Origin of the sequence: Pseudodesulfovibrio sp. (assembly GCF_028692895.1) — a bacterium.
In the GTDB taxonomy this organism is placed as follows: Bacteria; Desulfobacterota; Desulfovibrionia; order Desulfovibrionales; family Desulfovibrionaceae; genus Pseudodesulfovibrio.
This window is the reverse complement of record NZ_JAQUWN010000010.1, coordinates 40112-58109: the sequence shown is the minus strand read 5'-3', so window position 1 is coordinate 58109 and position 17998 is coordinate 40112. Positions and strand designations below refer to the sequence as shown.

Below are 17998 nucleotides of genomic sequence, written 5' to 3'. Positions count from 1 at the left end.
AGCGACACTTCTATTAAGGAGAGAAGAAACATGTCCAACATCCCCAAAGCAGATGAGCTCTTCAAGAGCATAGATTATACGCCGCCGGTCACGGGCTGGATGGAGACCCCGGTCGACTTCTCGCCCGGCCACTGGTGCTACCCCGCCAAGCCGGAAAAAATCGAGTACATGGAATCCAAGCTCCCCGGCCTGTGGGGCCCGGCCCGCCAGTGGCTGCCCTCCGACGCCGACTGGAAGCTGCCTCCCAACTGGAAGGAGACCGTGGTCAACGGCTTCCGCGAGCGGCTCAAGAAGTTCCGCACCCTTCAGTTGTTCATGGACATCTGTGTGCGCTGCGGCGCCTGCGCCGACAAGTGTCACTACTTCATCGGCTCCGGCGACCCGAAGAACATGCCCGTTCTGCGCGCCGAGCTGATGCGCTCCGTGTATCGCGGCGAGTTCACCCTGGCGGGCAAGATCCTGTCCAAGCTGACCGGTTCCCGCGTCATGGAGGAGCACGTCCTCAAGGAGTGGTTCATCTACTTCTACCAGTGCACCCAGTGCCGCCGCTGCTCCCTGTTCTGTCCCTACGGCATCGACACCGCGGAAATGACCATGATGGCCAGGGAGCTGATGCACCTGGTCGGCCTGAACACCAACTGGATCATGGAGCCGGTCTCCAACTGCAACATCACCGGCAACCACCTCGGCATCCAGCCGCACGCCTTCAAGGACATCGTGGACTTCATGGTCGACGACATCGAGGAGGTCACCGGCCGGAGGGTCAAGGCCCCGCTCAACGAGAAGGGCCACGAGATCCTGTTCATCACCCCGTCGGGCGACGTCTTCGCCGACCCGGGCATCTACACCTTCATGGGCTACCTGCTCCTCTTCGACTACCTGGACCTGGACTACACCATGTCCACGTACGCCTCCGAGGGCGGCAACTTCGGCTCGTTCACCAACAACGAGGTCATGAAGAAGCTCAACGCCAAGATGTACGCCGAGGCCAACCGCCTGGGCTGCAAGTGGATTCTCGGCGGCGAGTGCGGCCACATGTGGCGCGTCGTCCACCAGTACATGGACACCATGAACGGCGACACCCAGGGCCCGCAGATGACGACCCCGAAGTCCCCGATCACCGGCACCGTGTTCGACACCGCCGCCGCCACCAAGATGCTGCACATCGTCGAGTTCACCGCCGACCTCATCAAGCACGGCAAGCTGAACCTCGACCCGAGCCGCAACGACCATCTGCGCGTCACCTTCCACGATTCCTGCAACCCCGCCCGGGGCATGGGTCTCCTGGACGAGCCGCGCTACGTCCTCAAACACGTCTGCAACCACTTCTTCGAGATGCCTCCCCAGACCACCCGCGAGCAGACCTTCTGCTGCGCCGGCGGCTCGGGCCTGAACACCGACGAGATCATGGAAATCCGCCTGCGCGGCGGCCTGCCCCGCGGCAACGCCCTGCGCTACGTGCAGGAGAAGCACGGCGTCAACCTGATGGCCTGCATCTGCGCCATCGACCGTGCGACCCTGATTCCGCTGGCCGACTACTGGGCTCCGGGCGTGACCATCTCCGGCACGCACGAACTGGTGGCCAACGCCCTGGTCTTGGAGGAAGGCGAAGTCCGCAAGATGGACATGCGCCAGGAGCCTCTGCCCGGTGTCGAGGACGAGGATGACGATTGGACTCCCCCGAACATGGAGGAAGCATAGATGAAAATGCATTACGGGTTTCCCATAATCGCCGGCCTGCTCATCTTCGTCGTCGCGATCACCGCGCCGTTCGCCGTGGGCAAGGCCGTCACCAAACAGTACAAGCAGCCCGAGCCCAAGAAAGTGGTCGGTGAAAAGGAGTGCATCGAATCCGTCGAATTCATGCGCACCGAGCACATGCAGCTGCTCAACGAGTGGCGCGACTGGGCCCTGCGCGACGGCAAGCGCATCTATACGAACCACGCTGGCAAGCAGTTCACCATCAGCCTGCAGAACACCTGCATGAAGTGTCACACCAACAAGGCTGAATTCTGCGACAAGTGCCACAACGACGCCGGTGTCAGTCCCTATTGCTGGGATTGCCACGTCCAGCCGGAGGGTTTGAAATAATGAAGAACAGCAGAAGAACCTTCATCAAGCTTGCCAGCCTCGCCGCCGCCACCCTCGCCGTCGCCCCCAAAGCCATGGCGTCCAGCGGCGGGCACGAGCCGGTCTCCGTCAACCCCAAGGCCGTCCACGCCAAGCAGTGGGCCATGGTCATCGACACCACCAAGCTGCACACGGCCGAAGCCATCGAAAAGCTGGCCGCCCTCTGCCATGCCGATCACAACGTGCCCACGGTCCAGAGCAAGAAGGAAATCAAGTGGCTGTGGAACGACACCTACGCCCACACCTTCCCGGAGCAGGAAAACCCGCACCTGGCGGAGGAAGTGCACCACCGCGCCTACGCGCTGCTGTGCAACCACTGCGAGAACCCGTCCTGCGTGCGCGTCTGCCCGACCAAGGCCACCTTCAAGCGGCCCGACGGCATCGTCGCCATGGACTATCACCGCTGCATCGGCTGCCGGTACTGCATGGCCGCCTGCCCCTTCGGCTCCCGGTCCTTCAACTGGGAAGAGCCGCGCAAGAACCTGGACCTGACCAAGCTGAACCCCGAGTTCCCCACCCGGATGCGCGGCGTGGTCGAGAAGTGCAACTTCTGCGTGGAGCGCCTTGCCGTCGGCAAGATGCCCATCTGCGCGGAAGCCTCGGAAGGCGCCATCGTCTTCGGCGATCTCTATGATCCCGAGTCCCCGGTGCGGAAGGTCCTTCGCGAGAAGTTCACCATCCGCAGGAAGCCGTCCGTCGGCACCGAGCCCTGCGTCTACTACGTCATTTAGGAGGAATCAGAATGCTTGAATTAGCTCTCAAAGGTTCCAAGAGATACTACGGCTGGATCGCATTCCTCCTGGTCCTGATCGGCATCGGGTCCATGGCGTGGATCGACCAGCTGCGGAACGGCCTGGTCATCACCGGCATGAGCCGCGACGTGTCCTGGGGCTTTTACATCTCCCAGTTCACCTACCTGGTCGGTCTGGCCGCCTCCGGCGTCATGATCGTGCTGCCCAACTACTTCCACTCCTACAAGACCAACAAGCACATGGTCATCTTCGGCGAGTTCATGGCCATCGCGGCCTGCATCATGTGCCTGTTCTTCATCGTGGTGGACATTGGTCAGCCGCAGCGGATGATGAACATGATCTTCCATCCCACGCCGAACTCCATTCTGTTCTGGGATATGATCGTGCTCAACGGCTACCTGTTCCTCAACCTGATCGTGGGCTGGAACTGCCTCCAGGCGGACCGCGTGCGCCTGCCGCACCCGCACTGGCTCAAGCCGTTCATCTACGTGTCCATCATCTGGGCGTTCTCCATCCACACCGTGACCGCGTTCCTGTACCAGGGACTGCCCGGCCGCCACTACTGGCTCACCGCCATCCTGGCCGCCCGCTTCCTGGCCAGCGCGTTCTGTTCCGGACCGGCCATCCTGGTGCTGGTGCTCCTCGTCACCGAGAAGTTCACCACCTTCAAGATGCCCAGGAACGCCCTGAAGACCCTGGTGAAGATCATCGCGTACGCCATGTGCATCAACATGTTCTTCTTCGCCTTGGAGATCTTCACCTCCTTCTATTCCAACATCCCGGGTCACATGCACCCGATCACGTACCTGTTCGAGCACGCCAGCGCCGGGCTGGTCACCCTGATGTGGACCTTCATCGCCTTTGCGGCGATCGCCATCACCCTGCTGGTGACGCCGAAGTTCCGCAACAACCTGAAGCTGCTGCCCTGGACCCTGGCCATCCTGGTCATCGCGACCTGGATCGACAAGGGCCTCGGCCTGCTCATCGGCGGTTTCAACCCGACCCCGTTCGAGACCATCACCCCGTACTGGCCCACCGGCAAGGAGCTCCTGGTCTCCATGATGATCTACGCCACCGGCGCCCTGGTCGTGACGATCCTCTTCAAGATCGCCACCGACGTGAAGAAGGAGATGGGCCATTCCCAGGCCCTGCCCTGCGGCTGCTCCACCGAGGACCACTGCGACTGCGCCCCGGCCGAAGCCGAGTAGCGCGCCGCATACAAGACAGCCTGGCCACAACGTCACCTCGCTAGGTAAAGGCTGATACAGGGCCGCTCCCGCATGGGGGCGGCCCTTTTTCATGGTCGGGCGAACGGCCGGGCCAGGCTTGGCGAAAGGACGGGGCGGGGGAGGCGCGGGATACGGGGAAGCGTTTGGGGTTGCGACACTTGGGAGTCGCCGGGGGGTAGTGTGTTCAATGATAGCCTCCCGCCATTGTAAGGCCAGCGGCTTGCTCCTTTCCCTCAGTCTTTCCTGCGTCGCGCTTTCCCGACTCCATGAATGAAAGACATGCCGCCGACCAGTAGCATAAGGCTGCCCACAACCCTCGGGTATGGAACAGGGACTCCGTGATGGTACAATTCCCCATCGATCACTACGAGGAGACCTATGGTGATGAAAAGAAGTCCGAAGGCGATGGGTTGTAGACTGTCCAGCTTCATTTGTCTCACTCAAGTTTTGTTGCAGAGCTTCCGGGCCGAATCCGCCTTGTGCCCAAGGATTCGTTGAGCGGGCCTTGAAACCTGCGGTTCCCCCAATGTCAGGCTTGGGGAACCGCGTTTTGTCATTTCAACGAGTCCGCCAGGAAGCCCGCAAGGACAATCGCCGCCTGCGACGCCAGGTCGCCGACAAGACAGGATATCCCTCCCATCCGTCGGACTATTTGTCCGATTGTCATCTCGATTTGTATCTTTGAGAATCCTTCTGCCCTGATTTTACAGCTTCTGCGGCCTTGCCGACCTCTGTTTGAGCGGTGCGCCCGCTTTTCATGCCGGATAGACCCTGGAAGGACCAGGGCGAGCACCCATGAGTCCCTTTCTCAGGTTAGCCGCATTACAGGAAATGGGAGATAATCCATCCAAGATAAATCAAAATCGATGCGCCAAACAACCATGGGCCGAGCGCCCATTTGCGGATATGCATCGAAAGTATTCCGAAAGACAAAAAGGGAATCAGGTTGAGGGCCCCTACGGCCAGGTCTGCCCCGAACCAATTCGCACCGGACGCCTCGAAATCGAAATAGTACACGATAAACGGATTGAAGACATAGGCCAATGGCAGATTCACATGCAACAGGGCGTAAGACAAACAACTGGATATGACTCCAAAAAGCAAGGCTATTGCAATGTGTCTCATGTCGTTCCTCGAGTCCGGGAATTGGCAGGAGAGGACCTGGCCCTCTCCTGCCGATACGGTGTTACTTGTGCATTTCCCCGAGGCGTTTGAAATAAACCTTTGGACTCACCCAGTCTGTATCCTTTGGGGTTTTAACACCGCCCACCTCAAGGATAGTGTCTGCGGCATTCACGCAGTCGTCATCGCCCCGGTCATACTTGACACTCGTGCTTTTCTTGGCAAGCCGCTGATACTCTTTCATGAATGCTTCTTGCTCCGGGGTTGTGTCAATCCGCATTGAAGCTGAGGGTGTATCCTCTTCTTCCCGATATTCGCCTTCCCCATTGAAGGCATCGTTTTTCCCGTTCTTTGGGTACTTGCCAACGGCTTTGCCTCCTCCAGGGGCAACGGAGACATGCCCAAGATTGCCGTCATAATAGTAAACATCTGTAAATAACCCTAGCGGGTCCGCGCCGTTGACCGGATCATCGAAGCAGTAACCATACCAATCCGGGTCCCCGCCCTTGTCGCCGAGCGGGTCCGGCGCGGTCCACCTGTCGGTGAAGGTGTCGTAGTCCCGCCAGCCGAAGCGGACGAAGCCCAGGTCCCGGTCGTGCAACCCTCCGGCGAAGCCGATGGGGATGCGGAAGCCGGGGTTGCTGTCCTCAATGACCCCGCCGAAGGGGTCGTACAGGACCTCCTTTATCACGTCGCCGTCACGGTCGGCAACCACCCGCAGGGAGCCTACCTGGTCGTAGAAGAGGAAGGCCACGGCTCCATCGTCGCGCTGCATGGCGTAGGGCGTGCGCTCGCCGTCGCGGTAGGCGAAGCGGTAGCCGGACTCGCCGTCGTGGAAACAGTCCAGGCGCAGGAGGTCCAGCCAGCGGTAGGCTTCCACGGGCTGGCCGTTGCGGTACTTTATCGCGCGTATTGACAGGGTGCCGTGGCGCGGAGGGAAGCGGCGGGGGAGGGGGACGCTGGCGGCGGGCCCTCTCAGGACTCCCGCAGCCCAAGGGCGGCGAGCAGTTCCGCGAAGCTCTGGTCCGCGCTCCGGGAGGCCGTGTCGATGCGCACGGCCTGGCCGTCGGCCCAGGGAGCGTACTCGCGCCGGAGCACGTCCTCCCAGGTGGGCGGGACCAGGCCTGGCACGTCGGCATGCCTTGATTCGAGCCGGGCGCGGTGCTCGGCCGGGTCCGAGCAGCGGATTTCGATGTTGACCCGGTCGGCCCCGGCGCGGTCGGCCACCTCGTTCCACTCCGCGCGGGTGAGCGGGATGGGGTTGCAGGAGTCGGCCACCACGCCGACGCCGTTGGCGAGGTTGTCGGCGGCGATCCGGTAGGCGAGGCGGTATCCCTCGCCCTCGACCTTGCAGCCGCACAGGTCGCGCAGGGCCTGCTCGATGGTGTCGATGCGCAGGTGGCAGGCCCCGACATGGGCGCAGAGCCGCCGGGCCAGGGTGGTCTTGCCCGATCCGGGGAGGCCGGAGAAGATGTGGAGGACGGGTCGGTTCGGCATGGGGCTCCTTGCCCGGCGCGTGTGCGGGCGGCGTCGGCGGGTTCGGCCCCAGTCTATGGAAGGCGGGGCGGAAAGGGAAGGCGCGGTCCGGCCTGCGGATAGACTGTATTGTCGCGGCCCCGCTCCGGCCGACACCTTTGTGCCAAAACCGGAATAATTCGCTTTGCATTGCCTAAACGTCACGCGCGTGGCATAAACCGTGACTCCGGCGCGGCGGTGCGCTCCTCTGATCTCCACTTTTTCGACGCGAGGCGGATATGAACATCGGGAAATACACGTTCGAGGAATTCAAGGCCATCGCCAAGGCCTTTCACGGCTATCCGGCCCCCGGCCTGCTCATCGGCGGCTACATGGTGGAGGCGGCCAAGGCGCGCATCCCCGAGGGCACCCTGTTCGAGGCCCTGGTGGAGTCGGGCAAGTGCCTGCCGGACGCGGTGCAGCTCCTGACCCTGTGCTCCACGGGCAACAACTGGATGAAGGTCAAGCTGCTGGGCCGCTACGCGGTGTCGCTCTACGACAAGTTCACGGGCAAGGGCGTGCGCGTGGCCGTCGACGCCAAGAAGCTCGACGCCTGGCCCGAGATCCGGGGCTGGTTCCTCAAGGAGAAGCCCAAGGCCGAGCAGGACACGGACAAGCTCTTCGACGAGATCGAACGGGCGGGGGACACCATCTGCTCCATCCGCGCCATCGTGGTGGACAGGAAATACCTGGGCCACGGCCACATGACCTCCATCGACATCTGCCCAATATGCGGCGAGGCGTATCCCGGCTCGGACGGCTCCATCTGCCGCGGCTGCCAGGGCGAGGACCCCTTTGTCTCCATGGAGGGCGCGACCTGCCTGGACGACGCGCCGCCGTTGCACGCCGTGCCCGTGGAGATGGCCGTGGGCCGCAAGGCGGCCCACGACATGACCGGCATCGTGCCCGGCGAGTCCAAGGGCCCGGTCACCAAGGCGGGCGACACCCTGGACGTGGGCGACGTCTGCCGCTTGCAGCGCATCGGCAAGTTCCACGTCTACACCGAGGACCAACTGCCCGGTGACGAGTGGGTGCACGAGAACGACGCGGTCAAGGCGTTCGCCAAGCGCATGGCGGGCGAGGGCATCAGCTACGACCCGAACCCCGGCGAGGGCAAGATCAATTTCTTCGCGTCCCGTCCCGGCCTCCTGACCATCGACCTGGAGGCCCTGGCGCGCTTCAATCTCTCGCCCGACGTCATGCTGGCCACCCGGCACGACGCCTCGGTCATGCCCGAGGGCAAGGGCGTGGGCGGCACCCGCGCCATTCCGCTCTACATCTCGCGCGACCGGTTCAGCCGGGCCCTGGCGGCCCTGGGCGACGGTCCGGTCCTGGAGGTCCTGCCCATGCGCAAGGCCAGGGTGGGCATCCTGGCCACGGGCACCGAGGTGTTCCAGGGCATCATCGACGACAAGTTCATCCCGATCATCTCGTCCAAGGTGCTGAACCTGGGCTGCGAGGTGGGCAAAACCGACATCGCGCCCGACGACCGCGCGGTCATCACCAAGGCCGTGACCGGCATGCTGGACGCGGGCTGCGACCTGATCGTGACCACGGCGGGCATGTCCGTGGACCCGGACGACGTGACCCGCGCGGGCCTGGTGGACGCGGGCCTGCGGGACGACCTGTTCGGCGTGCCCATGCTGCCCGGCACCATGACCCTGGTGGGCCGCATCGGCAAGGCCCAGATCATCGGCGTCCCGGCCTGCGCCCTGTTCTACAAGACCACGTCCTTCGACGTGCTGCTGCCCCGGCTTCTGGCCGGGCGCAGGATCACGCGCGGGGAGATCGCCCGCCTGGGCGAGGGCGGTTTCTGCATGACCTGCAAGGCCTGCTCGTTCCCCAAGTGTCCGTTCGGGAAGTAACCCGCCGGGATATATGGAAGCCAAAGGCCCCGGAGCGCGAGTTCCGGGGCCTTTTCGCTCCCGGCGCACCCGGCCGGGGCTTGACGCGCACGGCGCGGGAGTGCCATGCAGAAGCCGTCCGGCGTGCGCGGGGGTGCTGGTTGACATTCCCGAAGCCGGGCATACGTTTGCTCATCCCTGACCGGCCGATCGGTCAATAACCGGCAACCAGCGAGGACCGAACCGTCCCATGACCGCTTTTCCCCAAGGCGATCCAGCCGCTTTCGGCGACGGCGCGCCGCGCATGATCCGCACCGTCATCGTGGACGACGAGCCGCCCGCCCTGGACGAGCTGGCCTGGCTGCTCTCCCGGTTTCCGGACATCGAGGTGGTGGCCAAGGCCGAGAGCGGGGACGAGGCCGTGGAGCTCATCGGCCGGATGCGGCCGGACCTGGTCTTCCTGGACATCGAGATGCCGGACAAGAACGGGTTCCAGGTTCTGCGCGAGCTCATGGTCCGGGGCCGGCCGCCCCTGGTGGTCTTCGCCACGGCCTTTGACGAGCACGCCATCCGCGCCTTCGAGCAGAACACCGTGGATTACATCCTCAAGCCCATCTCGCTGGAGCGCATCGGCAAGACCATCGAGCGGGTGCGCGACCTGCTGGCCCGGCCTTCGGGCCGGGAGGCGAGCGAGCGGCTGGAGAGCCTGCTGGCCAAGGTCGGGCTGGTGCCCGAGGGCGGGGCCGGAATCGTGCGCATCCCGGTGGAGGACACGGGCCGCAACGTGCTGCTCTCGCCCAAGGAAATTCTGCTCTTCAGCCATCAGGACCGGCGTGTTGTGGCCCACACCGCGGAGTCCGTGTACCCGTGCAGCCCGGAATTGTCCCTGGACCGGCTGGAGGAGCGGCTTGCGGGCTTCAACTTTTTCCGGGCCAACCGGGCCGAGCTGATAAACCTCAAGTTCGTGCGCAGCTACGCCCCATGGCACAGCGGCAAATACGTCGTCACCATGCGCCACCGCGAGGCCATGGAGATCGCCCTGAGCAAGAGCCGGGTGCGGGATTTCAAGGCCGCCCTGGGCATCTGACCCCGGACTGCGGAGGGAGCGGGAAACCGTGCATACCGAATACATCATCCTCGTTCTGGCCGAGCGCCTCGGCCTGATCATCGCGGCGGTCTTCCTGCTGCTGACCTTCACGCCGGTGGAGCGGATGGGAATCGAGCCCTCGTTCAGCAAGTACCGGACCCCGCTTTTGACCCTGTTCTTCGGCCTGTTCGGCATCCTCGGGACCTACACCGGCAACTCGGTCTTCCAGTCCGTGGCCAACCTGCGGGCCATGGCGGTCATTACCGGCGGCCTGTTCGGCGGGCCGGTGGTGGGCATCGGGGCCGGGCTCATCGCAGGCGGCCACCGCATCCTCTTCGACCTGCACGGGTTCAGCGCCTACCCCTGCGGCCTGGCGACCTTCACCGAAGGGCTGGCGGCCGGGCTGATCGCCTGGCGCTACGGCCGCCGGGCCCTGAGCTGGAAGGTGGCCGCGCCTCTGGCCCTGGTGGGCGAGTCCCTGCACATGGGGCTGGTCCTCCTGCTCTCCCGGCCGTTTCCCGAGGCCGTTGAGCTGGTCAAGCTCATCGCCCCGCCCATGATCTCGGTCAACACCCTCGCCGTGGTCATCATGGTCGAGCTCATCAACGTCTTCTTCCAGAGCCGGGAAAGGCGCGACTCCCTCCAGGCGCAGCAGATCCTGGACATCGCCAACCTGACCGTCAGCCACCTGCGCGCCGGGCTGGACCAGAACTCGGCCCAGCAGACAGCGCTCATCATCCACGAGCGGGTCCACATGGCCGCCGTGGCCGTCACCGACACGCGCAACGTCCTGGCCCACGTGGGCGCGGGCAGCGACCACCACCTGCCCGGCCTGCCCATCCACACCCAGGCTACGCGCCAGGTTCTGGAGACCGGCAAGCCCCGGTTCATCACCAAGCGCTCGTCCATCGGCTGCGACGTGCCCGACTGCCCCAACACCAGCGCCATCATCGTGCCCCTGACCAAGGCCGGGCAGATCGTGGGCACCCTCAAGTTTTACGGCAGCAACGACTCCCCGCTCAATGCGACCCTCTTCGAGCTGTGCAAGGGGCTGGGCAAGCTCTTCTCCACCCAGCTCGAGCTGGAGGACCTGCGCATCAAGGAGCGGATGCTGGCCCATGCGGAGATCCGCCGCCTTCAGGCCCAGATCAATCCCCACTTCCTGTTCAACTCCCTGAACACCATCGGCTCGTTCTGCCGCACCAATGCGGAAAAGGCGCGCGAGCTGCTCCTCGACCTCTCGTTCTACATGCGCAAGAGTCTCGACTCCAGCCGGGGGTTCATCCCCCTGTCCGACGAGCTGGAGCAGGTCCGCTCCTACCTGGCCATCGAGCAGGCGCGGTTCGGCCACCGCATCGACGTGCACCTGGACATCGAGGGCGGCTGCGCGGACTGGCCCATCCCGCCGCTGATCATCCAGCCGCTGGTGGAGAACAGCATCAAGCACGGCATCCTGGGCAGCAAGTCCGGCGGTTCGGTGGAGGTCCGCGCCACCCTGGCGGGCGACCGGCTCCACATCCGCGTCACGGACAACGGCCGGGGCATGGACAAGGCCCAGGTCCACGCCCTGCTGGACAAGAACGGCCCGACCGGCCGGCCCGGGCTGGACACCTGCCGGGCGGGCATCGGCATCCGCAACTGCGCCTCCCGCCTGGAGCAGATCTATGGGCCCGACTGCCAGCTCGACATCGACAGCACCCCCGGCAAGGGCACGCGCATCAGCTTCAGCATCCCCCGAACTCCCCTGAGCGCGGCGGCCTAACTCCCTCTCCCTTTTTCATCCGCCCATCCGGTCAACTCAGCCGGGAAAACGGGCAGTTCGGACCGGGCCGGTTGTTCGCGCCGGCCCGGCGGGCGTATGCACGCATCAAAGATACAGCGGTTATCTAATCTTTGGAGGTTGTCGCATATGCTGCTATTTCTGTCCTGTGTAGCCCTGCTCATCGCGGGGTACGTGATTTACGGAACCATCGTGGAAAAGATCTTCGGCATCCAGCCGGAGCGTCAGACCCCTGCCTACGCCCTGGAGGACGGAGTCGACTACACCCCGATGCCCAAGTGGAAGCTCATCTTCATCCAGGTGCTCGACATCGCGGGCATCGGCCCCATCTTCGGCCCCATCCTGGGCGCGCTCTACGGCCCCCAGGCCCTGATCTGGATCGTGATCGGCTGCATCTTCGCCGGCGCGGTCCACGACTACTTTTCCGGCATGCTCTCCGTGCGCAACAACGGCGCCAGCATCCCCGAGGTCGTGGGCGAGTACATGGGCATGTCCGCCCGCCAGGTCATGCGAATCTTCTCCTTCGTGCTGCTCATGCTGGTGGGCGTGGTCTTCGTCCTCAGCCCGGCCAAGCTGCTGCACGGCCTGACCCCGGGCATCGCCACCGGCTGGTACGTGGCGGCCATCTTCGCCTACTACTTCCTGGCCACCATCCTGCCCATCGACAAGATCATCGGCCGGTTCTACCCCCTGCTCGGCGCGCTCCTGCTGGCTATGACCACGGCCCTGTTCGTGGCCCTGTTCGTCAGCCCGCACGCCGTGCTGCCCAACCTGGACTTCGCGGTCAACACCCATCCGGCGGGCAAGCCCATCTGGCCCCTGCTCTTCATCACCATCTCCTGCTCGGCCCTGTCCGGCTTCCACTCCACCCAGTCCCCGCTGATGGCCCGCTGCGTCAAGAACGAGCGTGAGGGCCGCTCCGTGTTCTACGGCGCCATGATCATCGAGGGCGTCATCGGCCTGATCTGGTGCACCCTGGGCATGTCCTTCTACGAGAACCCCGCCGCGCTCCAGGCCGTGATCTCCGCCGGTTCCCCGGCCGCCGTGGTCGCGGAAGTGTCCAACGGCCTGCTCGGGCCCATCGGCGGCGCCCTGGCCATCCTGGCCGTCATCGTCCTGCCCATCACCAGCGGCGACACCGCCTTCCGGTCCACCCGCCTGATCGTGGCCGAAACCTTCAAGATGAAGCAGACCAAGAGCTCCTCCCGCCTGCTCATCGCCATCCCGCTGTTCGCGTTGGGCTACGTGATCTCCACGCAGAACTTCTCCACGATCTGGCGGTACTTCGGATTCTCCAACCAGGCCCTGGCGGCCCTGGTCCTGTGGACCTCGGCCGTGTATCTGGCCCAGCGCGCCAAGCTGCACTGGATCGCCACCATCCCGGCCACCTTCATGACCGCCGTGTGCGCGACCTTCATCCTGAACGCCAAGATCGGCTTCAACCTGGACTACGAGGTCTCCGTCATCGGGGGCCTGGTCTTCGCCGCCGCCGCCTTCGCCATCTTCATGGTGAAGTACGGCCTGCGCAAGGCCGCCAGCCCGGTCACTGACAACGCCTAGACAACACCCTGCAATCCGCAGCCCACCCCATGCCGAGAGGCCCGGAAGGTTTTCCTTCCGGGCCTCTCCGTCTTTTGGCGTCGGCCGTGCTCTACAGGAAAAACAGGAGCGACAGGGCCATGACGGCCATGCCCGAGATCAGCCCGTAGATGGAGAGGTGGTGCTCGCCGTACTCCTCGGCCGCCGGCAGCAGCTCGTCGAAGGAGATGAAGACCATGATCCCGGCCACGCCCGCGAAGAGCACTCCGAAGAGGGTGGGCGAGAAGAAGGGCATCAGCACGAGGTAGCCGATGAGCGCGCCCAGCGGCTCGGCCAGGCCGGAGAGGAAGGAGTAGGTGAAGGCCTTTTTGCGGTCCCCGGTGGCGTAGAAGAGCGGGATGGACACGGCGATGCCCTCGGGGATGTTGTGGATGGCGATGGCCACGGCGATGGCCACGCCCAGCGCCGGGTCGGTCAGGGCGGCGGTGAAGGTGGCGAGGCCCTCGGGGAAATTGTGGATGGCGATGGCCAGGGCCGCGAGCACGCCTGTCCGCCTGAGCTTGTCGAAGTCGTGGGTCTCGTCTCTGGGCAGGTTTTCCTTCCCCGCGTCGATCTCCTCGATGGAGTGCATCTCGTGGGGGTTCTCGTAGCTCGGCACCAGCTTGTCGATGATCGCGATGAGGGCGATGCCGCCGAAGAAAGAGAGCACCGCCGTCCATTGGCCCGCGACCTTGCCCAGGGCTTCGGTCAGGACCTCGTTCGACTTGACCATGATCTCCATGAACGAGACGTAGATCATCACCCCGGCGGAGAAGCCCAGCGCCAGGGAAAGGAAGCGGGTGTTGGTCCGCTTGGTGAAGAAGGCCAGGGCCGAGCCGATGCCGGTGGAGAGCCCGGCCAGCAGGGTCAGGCCGAAGGCTGTGAGCAGGGTGGAGGTGTCCATATGGGGGATATACCGCGATTCCGGGCCTTGCGCCAGAGGCGCGCGGCCCGGAATCGCGGAGCCGGGGAGCCGGGCGGAATGCGTCGCCCGCCGTCAGTTGCCGGAGGTCCGGGCCCGGAGCCAGTTGGTCGGGGTCACGGACTCGGGCACGCCCTCGCGGGCGTCCACCCCGCGCGCCTCGGCCAGCTTCTTCTGGTACAGCTCCCAGTACGCCTGGGCCAGAGAGGTGGACCCGGACAGGGGATAGGCCAGGGTGGCGGCCAGCCGCGCGGACAGGGCCTCGCCCAGCAGGGCGTCGTATCTGGCGGGGTCGGTCTCCCGCCGGACGTAGGAGATGAAGATGGGCGCGTCCTCGTCGCACAGGATGACGCCGCCCTGGATTTCCCAGTCCTCGATCAGGGTCCCGTCCGGGGCCACGATGCGGATGATGCGCAGGAAGTCCGTGGGCAGGGCGTACTGGAACTCCCACTTCCAGAGCGGCGCGGCCGCGGCGGCGGCCAGCTCTGCCTGGGCCATGGCGCAGTTCCAGGGGTGGGCGCGCAGCACCGCGTCGCGCACGGCGGGCCAGCGGTGGTTGCACAGCCCGGCCGCCTTGCCGCCGTCGGTGAGCGACATGATGGCGTCCTCGCCCAGGTCGAGCAGGGCGTTGTTGCAGATTTCGATGATGCTTGATGCCATGGTGATACCTCGTCTGTCGGTTGTCCCGGCGTGAACCGGGCGACCATAGCACGGGTTTTCGGCTGCGGGGAAAACGGTCGCGCGAGGGGGCAAAACGGGTAAAAAAAGCGCAACTCGGCGGCTTGACAGGGGGGCGCGGACAGGGTTGAACTGCGCCCATGCAAACGCCCGACTCCATGCCGTCCGCCCCCTCCGCCGCGACTTCGGCCTTGGCCGCCGTCACGGACCCGATGGCGCGCCTGGCCGGGCTCCTGGCCCGCCCCGTGGCCGTGGGCGGCCGGACCGTGGCCAACCGGCTCTGGCTCGCGCCCATGGCCGGGCTGAGCCATGTGGCCTTTCGCGAGGTCCTGGACGGGTTCGGCGGCTGCGGCCTGCTCTTCACCGAGATGTGCGGGGCCCGGGCCGTGCCCACGGAAAACCCGCGCATGTCCGCCCTGTTCACCTGGCGCGAGGAGGAGCTGCCCCGCCTGGTCTGCCAGATCGCGGGGGCCGACCCGCGAGAGATGGCCCTGGCCGCCCGCCGGGTGGAGGACGAGGGGTTCTTCGGCGTGGACATAAACATGGGCTGCTCGGTCTCCGGCATCGTCAAGAAGGGCGCGGGCGCGGCCCTGCTGCGGGACCCGGACGCGGCCCTGGCCGTGGTCCAGGCCGTGCGCGCCGAGGTGGACGTCCCGCTCTTCGTCAAGTTCCGCACGGGCTGGACGCCCGAGGTGGACCCGGCCGTGGCCCTGGCCCGACGGCTGGAGGACGCAGGGGCGGACTGCCTTGTCTTCCATCCCCGCGTGGCCCCGGACAGGCGGACTCGCCCGCCGGTCCGGGCGCACATCCGGGCCGTGGCCGAGGCCGTGTCCATCCCGGTCCTGGGCAACGGCGACGTGGTCCTGCCCCAGGACTGCCTGGACATGCTCGACGAGACCGGGTGCGACGGCGTGTCCGTGGGCCGCATGGCCATCGCACGGCCCTGGCTCTTCGCCGAGTGGACGGCAGGGTTCCGGCCCGGCGAGACCGTGTTCCGGGACTACGCCCTGGCCCTGGCCGATGCTCTGGAGCGGCGATTCGACCCCATCCGCGCCCTCAAGCGGTTCAAGTCCTTCACCATCTACTTCGCGGCAAACTTCACCTTCGGCCACGACCTCCAGTCCAAGTTCCTGGCCTGCCATTCCATGGACGCCGTGCGCGAGGCGGCCCGGACCCACCTGCGCCCCGGCCTGCCCCTGGTCCGGCGGCCCAACCTGGCCATGTACAACACATGATTTAATCAATACGATGATATTTCAAATAGATGTAGAGACTGAAAAATAATCGTGAGGAACCAATGCGCGTCATAGACCTGACCCACGTCATCCGCACCGGCATGCACGTCTATCCGGGCGACGAGCCCGTGACCGTGCGCCGCGACCGGTTCGTCCACCGGGACGGCTACGCCTGCACCACCCTGCATCTGGGCGCCCACAGCGGCACACACCTGGACCTTCCGGCCCACCTGGACGCGGACGCGCCCGGCCTGGACTGGTTGGGCCCGGACAACTTCGTGGGCTGGGGCGCGGTGGCGGACTGCTCGGGCGTGGCCGGGCGACCCATCGACCAGGCGGATCTGGCCGGGCTCTCCGCCATGGAGGGATTGGATTTCGTCCTGATCCGCACCGGCTGGGAGACGCGCTGGGGCACGGAGGGATATTTCGCGGGCCATCCGGCGCTCTCGGAACTGGCCTGCCGCTATCTCGGCGGCCTGGGGCTCAAGGGGGTCGGCCTGGACGCGCCCTCGCCCGACGGTCCGGGCCCGGACCTGCCGTGCCACCGGACCCTCTTCGCCCACGACCTGGTCATCGTGGAAAACCTGTGCAACCTGTCCGAGCTCCCGGAGCGGGATTTCCTGTTCTCCTGCCTGCCCCTGCGCATCGCGGACGGCGAGGGCTGTCCGGTCCGCGCCGTGGGCATCGCCTTCTAGCGGGCCGTCGGCAAGCGGCCGCCCGACGCGCCGGATGAAGGGCGGACGGACCTTCGGCGGCGCGCGTTCCAGTTGTCGGCGGCGCGAGGCGGGCGAACCGTGGGGAAGGGATTGCGGTTGCGGGCCCTCTCGCGGATCACGAGAGCCCGCAACGCGCGAAAAGCGGGGGTACGCCCACCATATGAAGCGTGCGGAAGGATCGCCGCAGGTGGTGAAGCCGTCGCCGGGCTTTCTGCGCACGGCGTCCAGCTCCTCAACGGTGAAATGGCATTCCCCTTTTGGGGACATGACGGTCCTCCTCGTCGGCAACGGCGGGGTATGGCCTTGCAGCAGGAGCACCGACGCGCCCGGAGCCGGGCTCGGACAATAGCCGATTTTTCAGTTTGGGATTGAGCAGGCAATCAAGTATTCGCCTCGGCAGGAGCCGGCGGCGACGTGGGGGGCGAGCCATCGCCTCGGCCGTTCGCCTCCATCGGAAAATCAGGGTGGCGCAAAGCCCGGTTCGCGATTATACCTGCCGTTCAAGCGGAGGTTGTCCATGCAGCAAAAGACCGGCATCTATCTTCTCCTGATCGTCTCCATGGCCCTGTGGGGCGGCACCTGGGTGGCGGGCCGTGTCGTCGCCCAGTCCATGCACCCCATGTCGGCCGCGACCCTGCGTTTCATCGTGGCCTCGCTGGGCCTGTCGCTCATGGTCTGGCGGTCCGAGGGGCGGCTGCCGCGCCTGCGGCGCGACCAGGTCCTGCCTGCCCTCTTCCTCGGGTTCACCGGGGTCTTCGCCTACAGCTTTTTCTTCTTCACCGGGCTTCAGACCACGCCCGCCGGGCGGGCCGCGCTCATCGTGGCCTGCATCCCTGTCTGCATCGCCATCATCGCCGCCGTGTTCCTGGGCGAGCGGTTCGGGCCGGTGCGTGCGGTGGGGGCGCTGCTGTCCCTGGCCGGGGTCTCCGTGGTCATCGCCGGGGGCAACCCCCTGGCCCTGCTGGCGGGCGGGATGCACCGGGGCGACCTGATGATCCTGGGCTGCGTGGCCAGTTGGACGGCCTACACCCTGGGCGGCCGGGCGGCCATGCGCCGGATGCCCCCGCTCACGGCCGTGACCTGGTCGTGCATCACCGGCACGGTCATGCTCCTGCCCGTGTCCCTGACCCACGGGCTGGCGGCCGACGTGGCCAACGCCCGGCTCCTGGACTGGGGGTGCATTTTCTTCCTCGGCGCACTGGCGACAAGCCTGGCCTACTTCTGGTACTATGAGGCCATCGCGATCATCGGCGCGTCCCGTGCGGGCATCTTCATCAACACGGTGCCGGTCTTCGCGGTGCTCATGGGATTTTTTCTGCTGGGCGAGCCCATCCACCTGTCGCTCCTGACGGGCGGGACCATGGTCGTCCTCGGCGTGTACCTGACCAACCGGCCCTGAACGGGCCAGGG

At 65.5% G+C, this 17998-nt stretch carries 16 protein-coding genes; 11 read left to right on the top strand and 5 right to left on the bottom strand.

Going from position 1 to position 17998, the window contains the following annotated elements:
- The first annotated feature begins 30 nt into the window (after positions 1-30).
- Genes dsrK through dsrP form a run of 4 tightly spaced genes read left to right on the top strand, consistent with a single transcriptional unit; the run spans position 31 to position 4090 of the window.
- Positions 31-1701: a sulfate reduction electron transfer complex DsrMKJOP subunit DsrK gene (gene dsrK / locus PHP91_RS04250; protein ID WP_300137337.1), complete on the top strand. Its 1671-nt coding sequence runs from the start codon at positions 31-33 to the stop codon at positions 1699-1701.
- Positions 1702-1707: 6 nt separating this feature from the next.
- Positions 1708-2091: a sulfate reduction electron transfer complex DsrMKJOP subunit DsrJ gene (dsrJ, locus tag PHP91_RS04245; protein ID WP_300137382.1), complete on the top strand. Its 384-nt coding sequence runs from the start codon at positions 1708-1710 to the stop codon at positions 2089-2091.
- Positions 2091-2861 carry a sulfate reduction electron transfer complex DsrMKJOP subunit DsrO gene (gene dsrO, locus PHP91_RS04240; RefSeq protein WP_300137334.1) on the top strand — a complete coding sequence of 257 codons (771 nt, stop codon included), beginning with the start codon at positions 2091-2093 and terminating at the stop codon, positions 2859-2861. The genes dsrJ and dsrO overlap by 1 nt, the downstream gene beginning before the upstream one ends.
- An 11-nt stretch (positions 2862-2872) precedes the next feature.
- Entirely contained in the window at positions 2873-4090 is a 1218-nt protein-coding gene (gene dsrP, locus PHP91_RS04235; RefSeq protein WP_300137331.1) for a sulfate reduction electron transfer complex DsrMKJOP subunit DsrP, read from the top strand.
- Positions 4091-4933: 843 nt separating this feature from the next.
- Here dsrP and PHP91_RS04230 read toward each other — a convergent pair.
- From PHP91_RS04230 to PHP91_RS04220, 3 genes are all read right to left on the bottom strand, one after another.
- Entirely contained in the window at positions 4934-5236 is a 303-nt protein-coding gene (locus tag PHP91_RS04230) for a hypothetical protein (RefSeq protein WP_300137329.1), read from the bottom strand.
- Between the two features lie 61 nt (positions 5237-5297).
- Positions 5298-6113 carry an RHS repeat-associated core domain-containing protein gene (locus tag PHP91_RS04225; RefSeq protein WP_300137326.1) on the bottom strand — a complete coding sequence of 272 codons (816 nt, stop codon included), beginning with the start codon at positions 6111-6113 and terminating at the stop codon, positions 5298-5300.
- A gap of 95 nt (positions 6114-6208) precedes the next feature.
- Positions 6209-6730, bottom strand: a complete 522-nt coding sequence (locus PHP91_RS04220) for an AAA family ATPase (RefSeq protein ID WP_300137323.1) — start codon at positions 6728-6730, stop codon at positions 6209-6211.
- A gap of 257 nt (positions 6731-6987) precedes the next feature.
- Here PHP91_RS04220 and PHP91_RS04215 point away from each other — a divergent pair, with 257 nt between their 5' ends.
- From PHP91_RS04215 to PHP91_RS04200, 4 genes are all read left to right on the top strand, one after another.
- Positions 6988-8613, top strand: a complete 1626-nt coding sequence (locus tag PHP91_RS04215; RefSeq protein WP_300137320.1) for an FmdE family protein — start codon at positions 6988-6990, stop codon at positions 8611-8613.
- Between the two features lie 229 nt (positions 8614-8842).
- Positions 8843-9679 carry a LytTR family DNA-binding domain-containing protein gene (locus tag PHP91_RS04210; RefSeq protein WP_300137317.1) on the top strand — a complete coding sequence of 279 codons (837 nt, stop codon included), beginning with the start codon at positions 8843-8845 and terminating at the stop codon, positions 9677-9679.
- Positions 9680-9707: 28 nt separating this feature from the next.
- A complete protein-coding gene (locus PHP91_RS04205; protein WP_300137314.1) occupies positions 9708-11441 on the top strand; it encodes a LytS/YhcK type 5TM receptor domain-containing protein in 1734 nt (577 codons plus the stop codon).
- Between the two features lie 147 nt (positions 11442-11588).
- Positions 11589-13019 (top strand): carbon starvation CstA family protein, encoded by a 1431-nt coding sequence (locus PHP91_RS04200; RefSeq protein WP_300137311.1) that lies wholly within the window; start codon positions 11589-11591, stop codon positions 13017-13019.
- A 91-nt stretch (positions 13020-13110) separates the two neighbouring features.
- On the opposite strand, the gene zupT is transcribed toward PHP91_RS04200, so the two are convergent.
- Together zupT and PHP91_RS04190 are read right to left on the bottom strand one after the other, a co-directional pair.
- Positions 13111-13941: a zinc transporter ZupT gene (gene zupT, locus PHP91_RS04195; protein WP_300137308.1), complete on the bottom strand. Its 831-nt coding sequence runs from the start codon at positions 13939-13941 to the stop codon at positions 13111-13113.
- A 93-nt stretch (positions 13942-14034) separates the two neighbouring features.
- Positions 14035-14619, bottom strand: coding sequence for a hypothetical protein (locus PHP91_RS04190; RefSeq protein ID WP_300137305.1), 585 nt, complete (start codon positions 14617-14619; stop codon positions 14035-14037).
- Positions 14620-14849: 230 nt separating this feature from the next.
- On the opposite strand from PHP91_RS04190, the gene PHP91_RS04185 reads away from it, so the two are divergent.
- From PHP91_RS04185 to PHP91_RS04175, 3 genes are all read left to right on the top strand, one after another.
- Entirely contained in the window at positions 14850-15872 is a 1023-nt protein-coding gene (locus tag PHP91_RS04185) for a tRNA-dihydrouridine synthase family protein (RefSeq protein ID WP_300137379.1), read from the top strand.
- Positions 15873-15934: 62 nt separating this feature from the next.
- Positions 15935-16567, top strand: coding sequence for a cyclase family protein (locus PHP91_RS04180; protein ID WP_300137302.1), 633 nt, complete (start codon positions 15935-15937; stop codon positions 16565-16567).
- Between the two features lie 538 nt (positions 16568-17105).
- Positions 17106-17987, top strand: coding sequence for a DMT family transporter (locus PHP91_RS04175; protein WP_300137299.1), 882 nt, complete (start codon positions 17106-17108; stop codon positions 17985-17987).
- Positions 17988-17998: the final 11 nt, after the last annotated feature.

Coding starts and splice junctions, on each gene's coding strand:
- dsrK (WP_300137337.1), top strand. CDS start 31: ATGTCCAACATCCCCAAAGCAGATGAGCTCTTCAAGAGCATAGATTAT.
- dsrJ (WP_300137382.1), top strand. CDS start 1,708: ATGCATTACGGGTTTCCCATAATCGCCGGCCTGCTCATCTTCGTCGTC.
- dsrO (WP_300137334.1), top strand. CDS start 2,091: ATGAAGAACAGCAGAAGAACCTTCATCAAGCTTGCCAGCCTCGCCGCC.
- dsrP (WP_300137331.1), top strand. CDS start 2,873: ATGCTTGAATTAGCTCTCAAAGGTTCCAAGAGATACTACGGCTGGATC.
- PHP91_RS04230 (WP_300137329.1), bottom strand. CDS start 5,236: ATGAGACACATTGCAATAGCCTTGCTTTTTGGAGTCATATCCAGTTGT.
- PHP91_RS04220 (WP_300137323.1), bottom strand. CDS start 6,730: ATGCCGAACCGACCCGTCCTCCACATCTTCTCCGGCCTCCCCGGATCG.
- PHP91_RS04215 (WP_300137320.1), top strand. CDS start 6,988: ATGAACATCGGGAAATACACGTTCGAGGAATTCAAGGCCATCGCCAAG.
- PHP91_RS04210 (WP_300137317.1), top strand. CDS start 8,843: ATGACCGCTTTTCCCCAAGGCGATCCAGCCGCTTTCGGCGACGGCGCG.
- PHP91_RS04200 (WP_300137311.1), top strand. CDS start 11,589: ATGCTGCTATTTCTGTCCTGTGTAGCCCTGCTCATCGCGGGGTACGTG.
- zupT (WP_300137308.1), bottom strand. CDS start 13,941: ATGGACACCTCCACCCTGCTCACAGCCTTCGGCCTGACCCTGCTGGCC.
- PHP91_RS04190 (WP_300137305.1), bottom strand. CDS start 14,619: ATGGCATCAAGCATCATCGAAATCTGCAACAACGCCCTGCTCGACCTG.
- PHP91_RS04185 (WP_300137379.1), top strand. CDS start 14,850: ATGGCGCGCCTGGCCGGGCTCCTGGCCCGCCCCGTGGCCGTGGGCGGC.
- PHP91_RS04180 (WP_300137302.1), top strand. CDS start 15,935: ATGCGCGTCATAGACCTGACCCACGTCATCCGCACCGGCATGCACGTC.
- PHP91_RS04175 (WP_300137299.1), top strand. CDS start 17,106: ATGCAGCAAAAGACCGGCATCTATCTTCTCCTGATCGTCTCCATGGCC.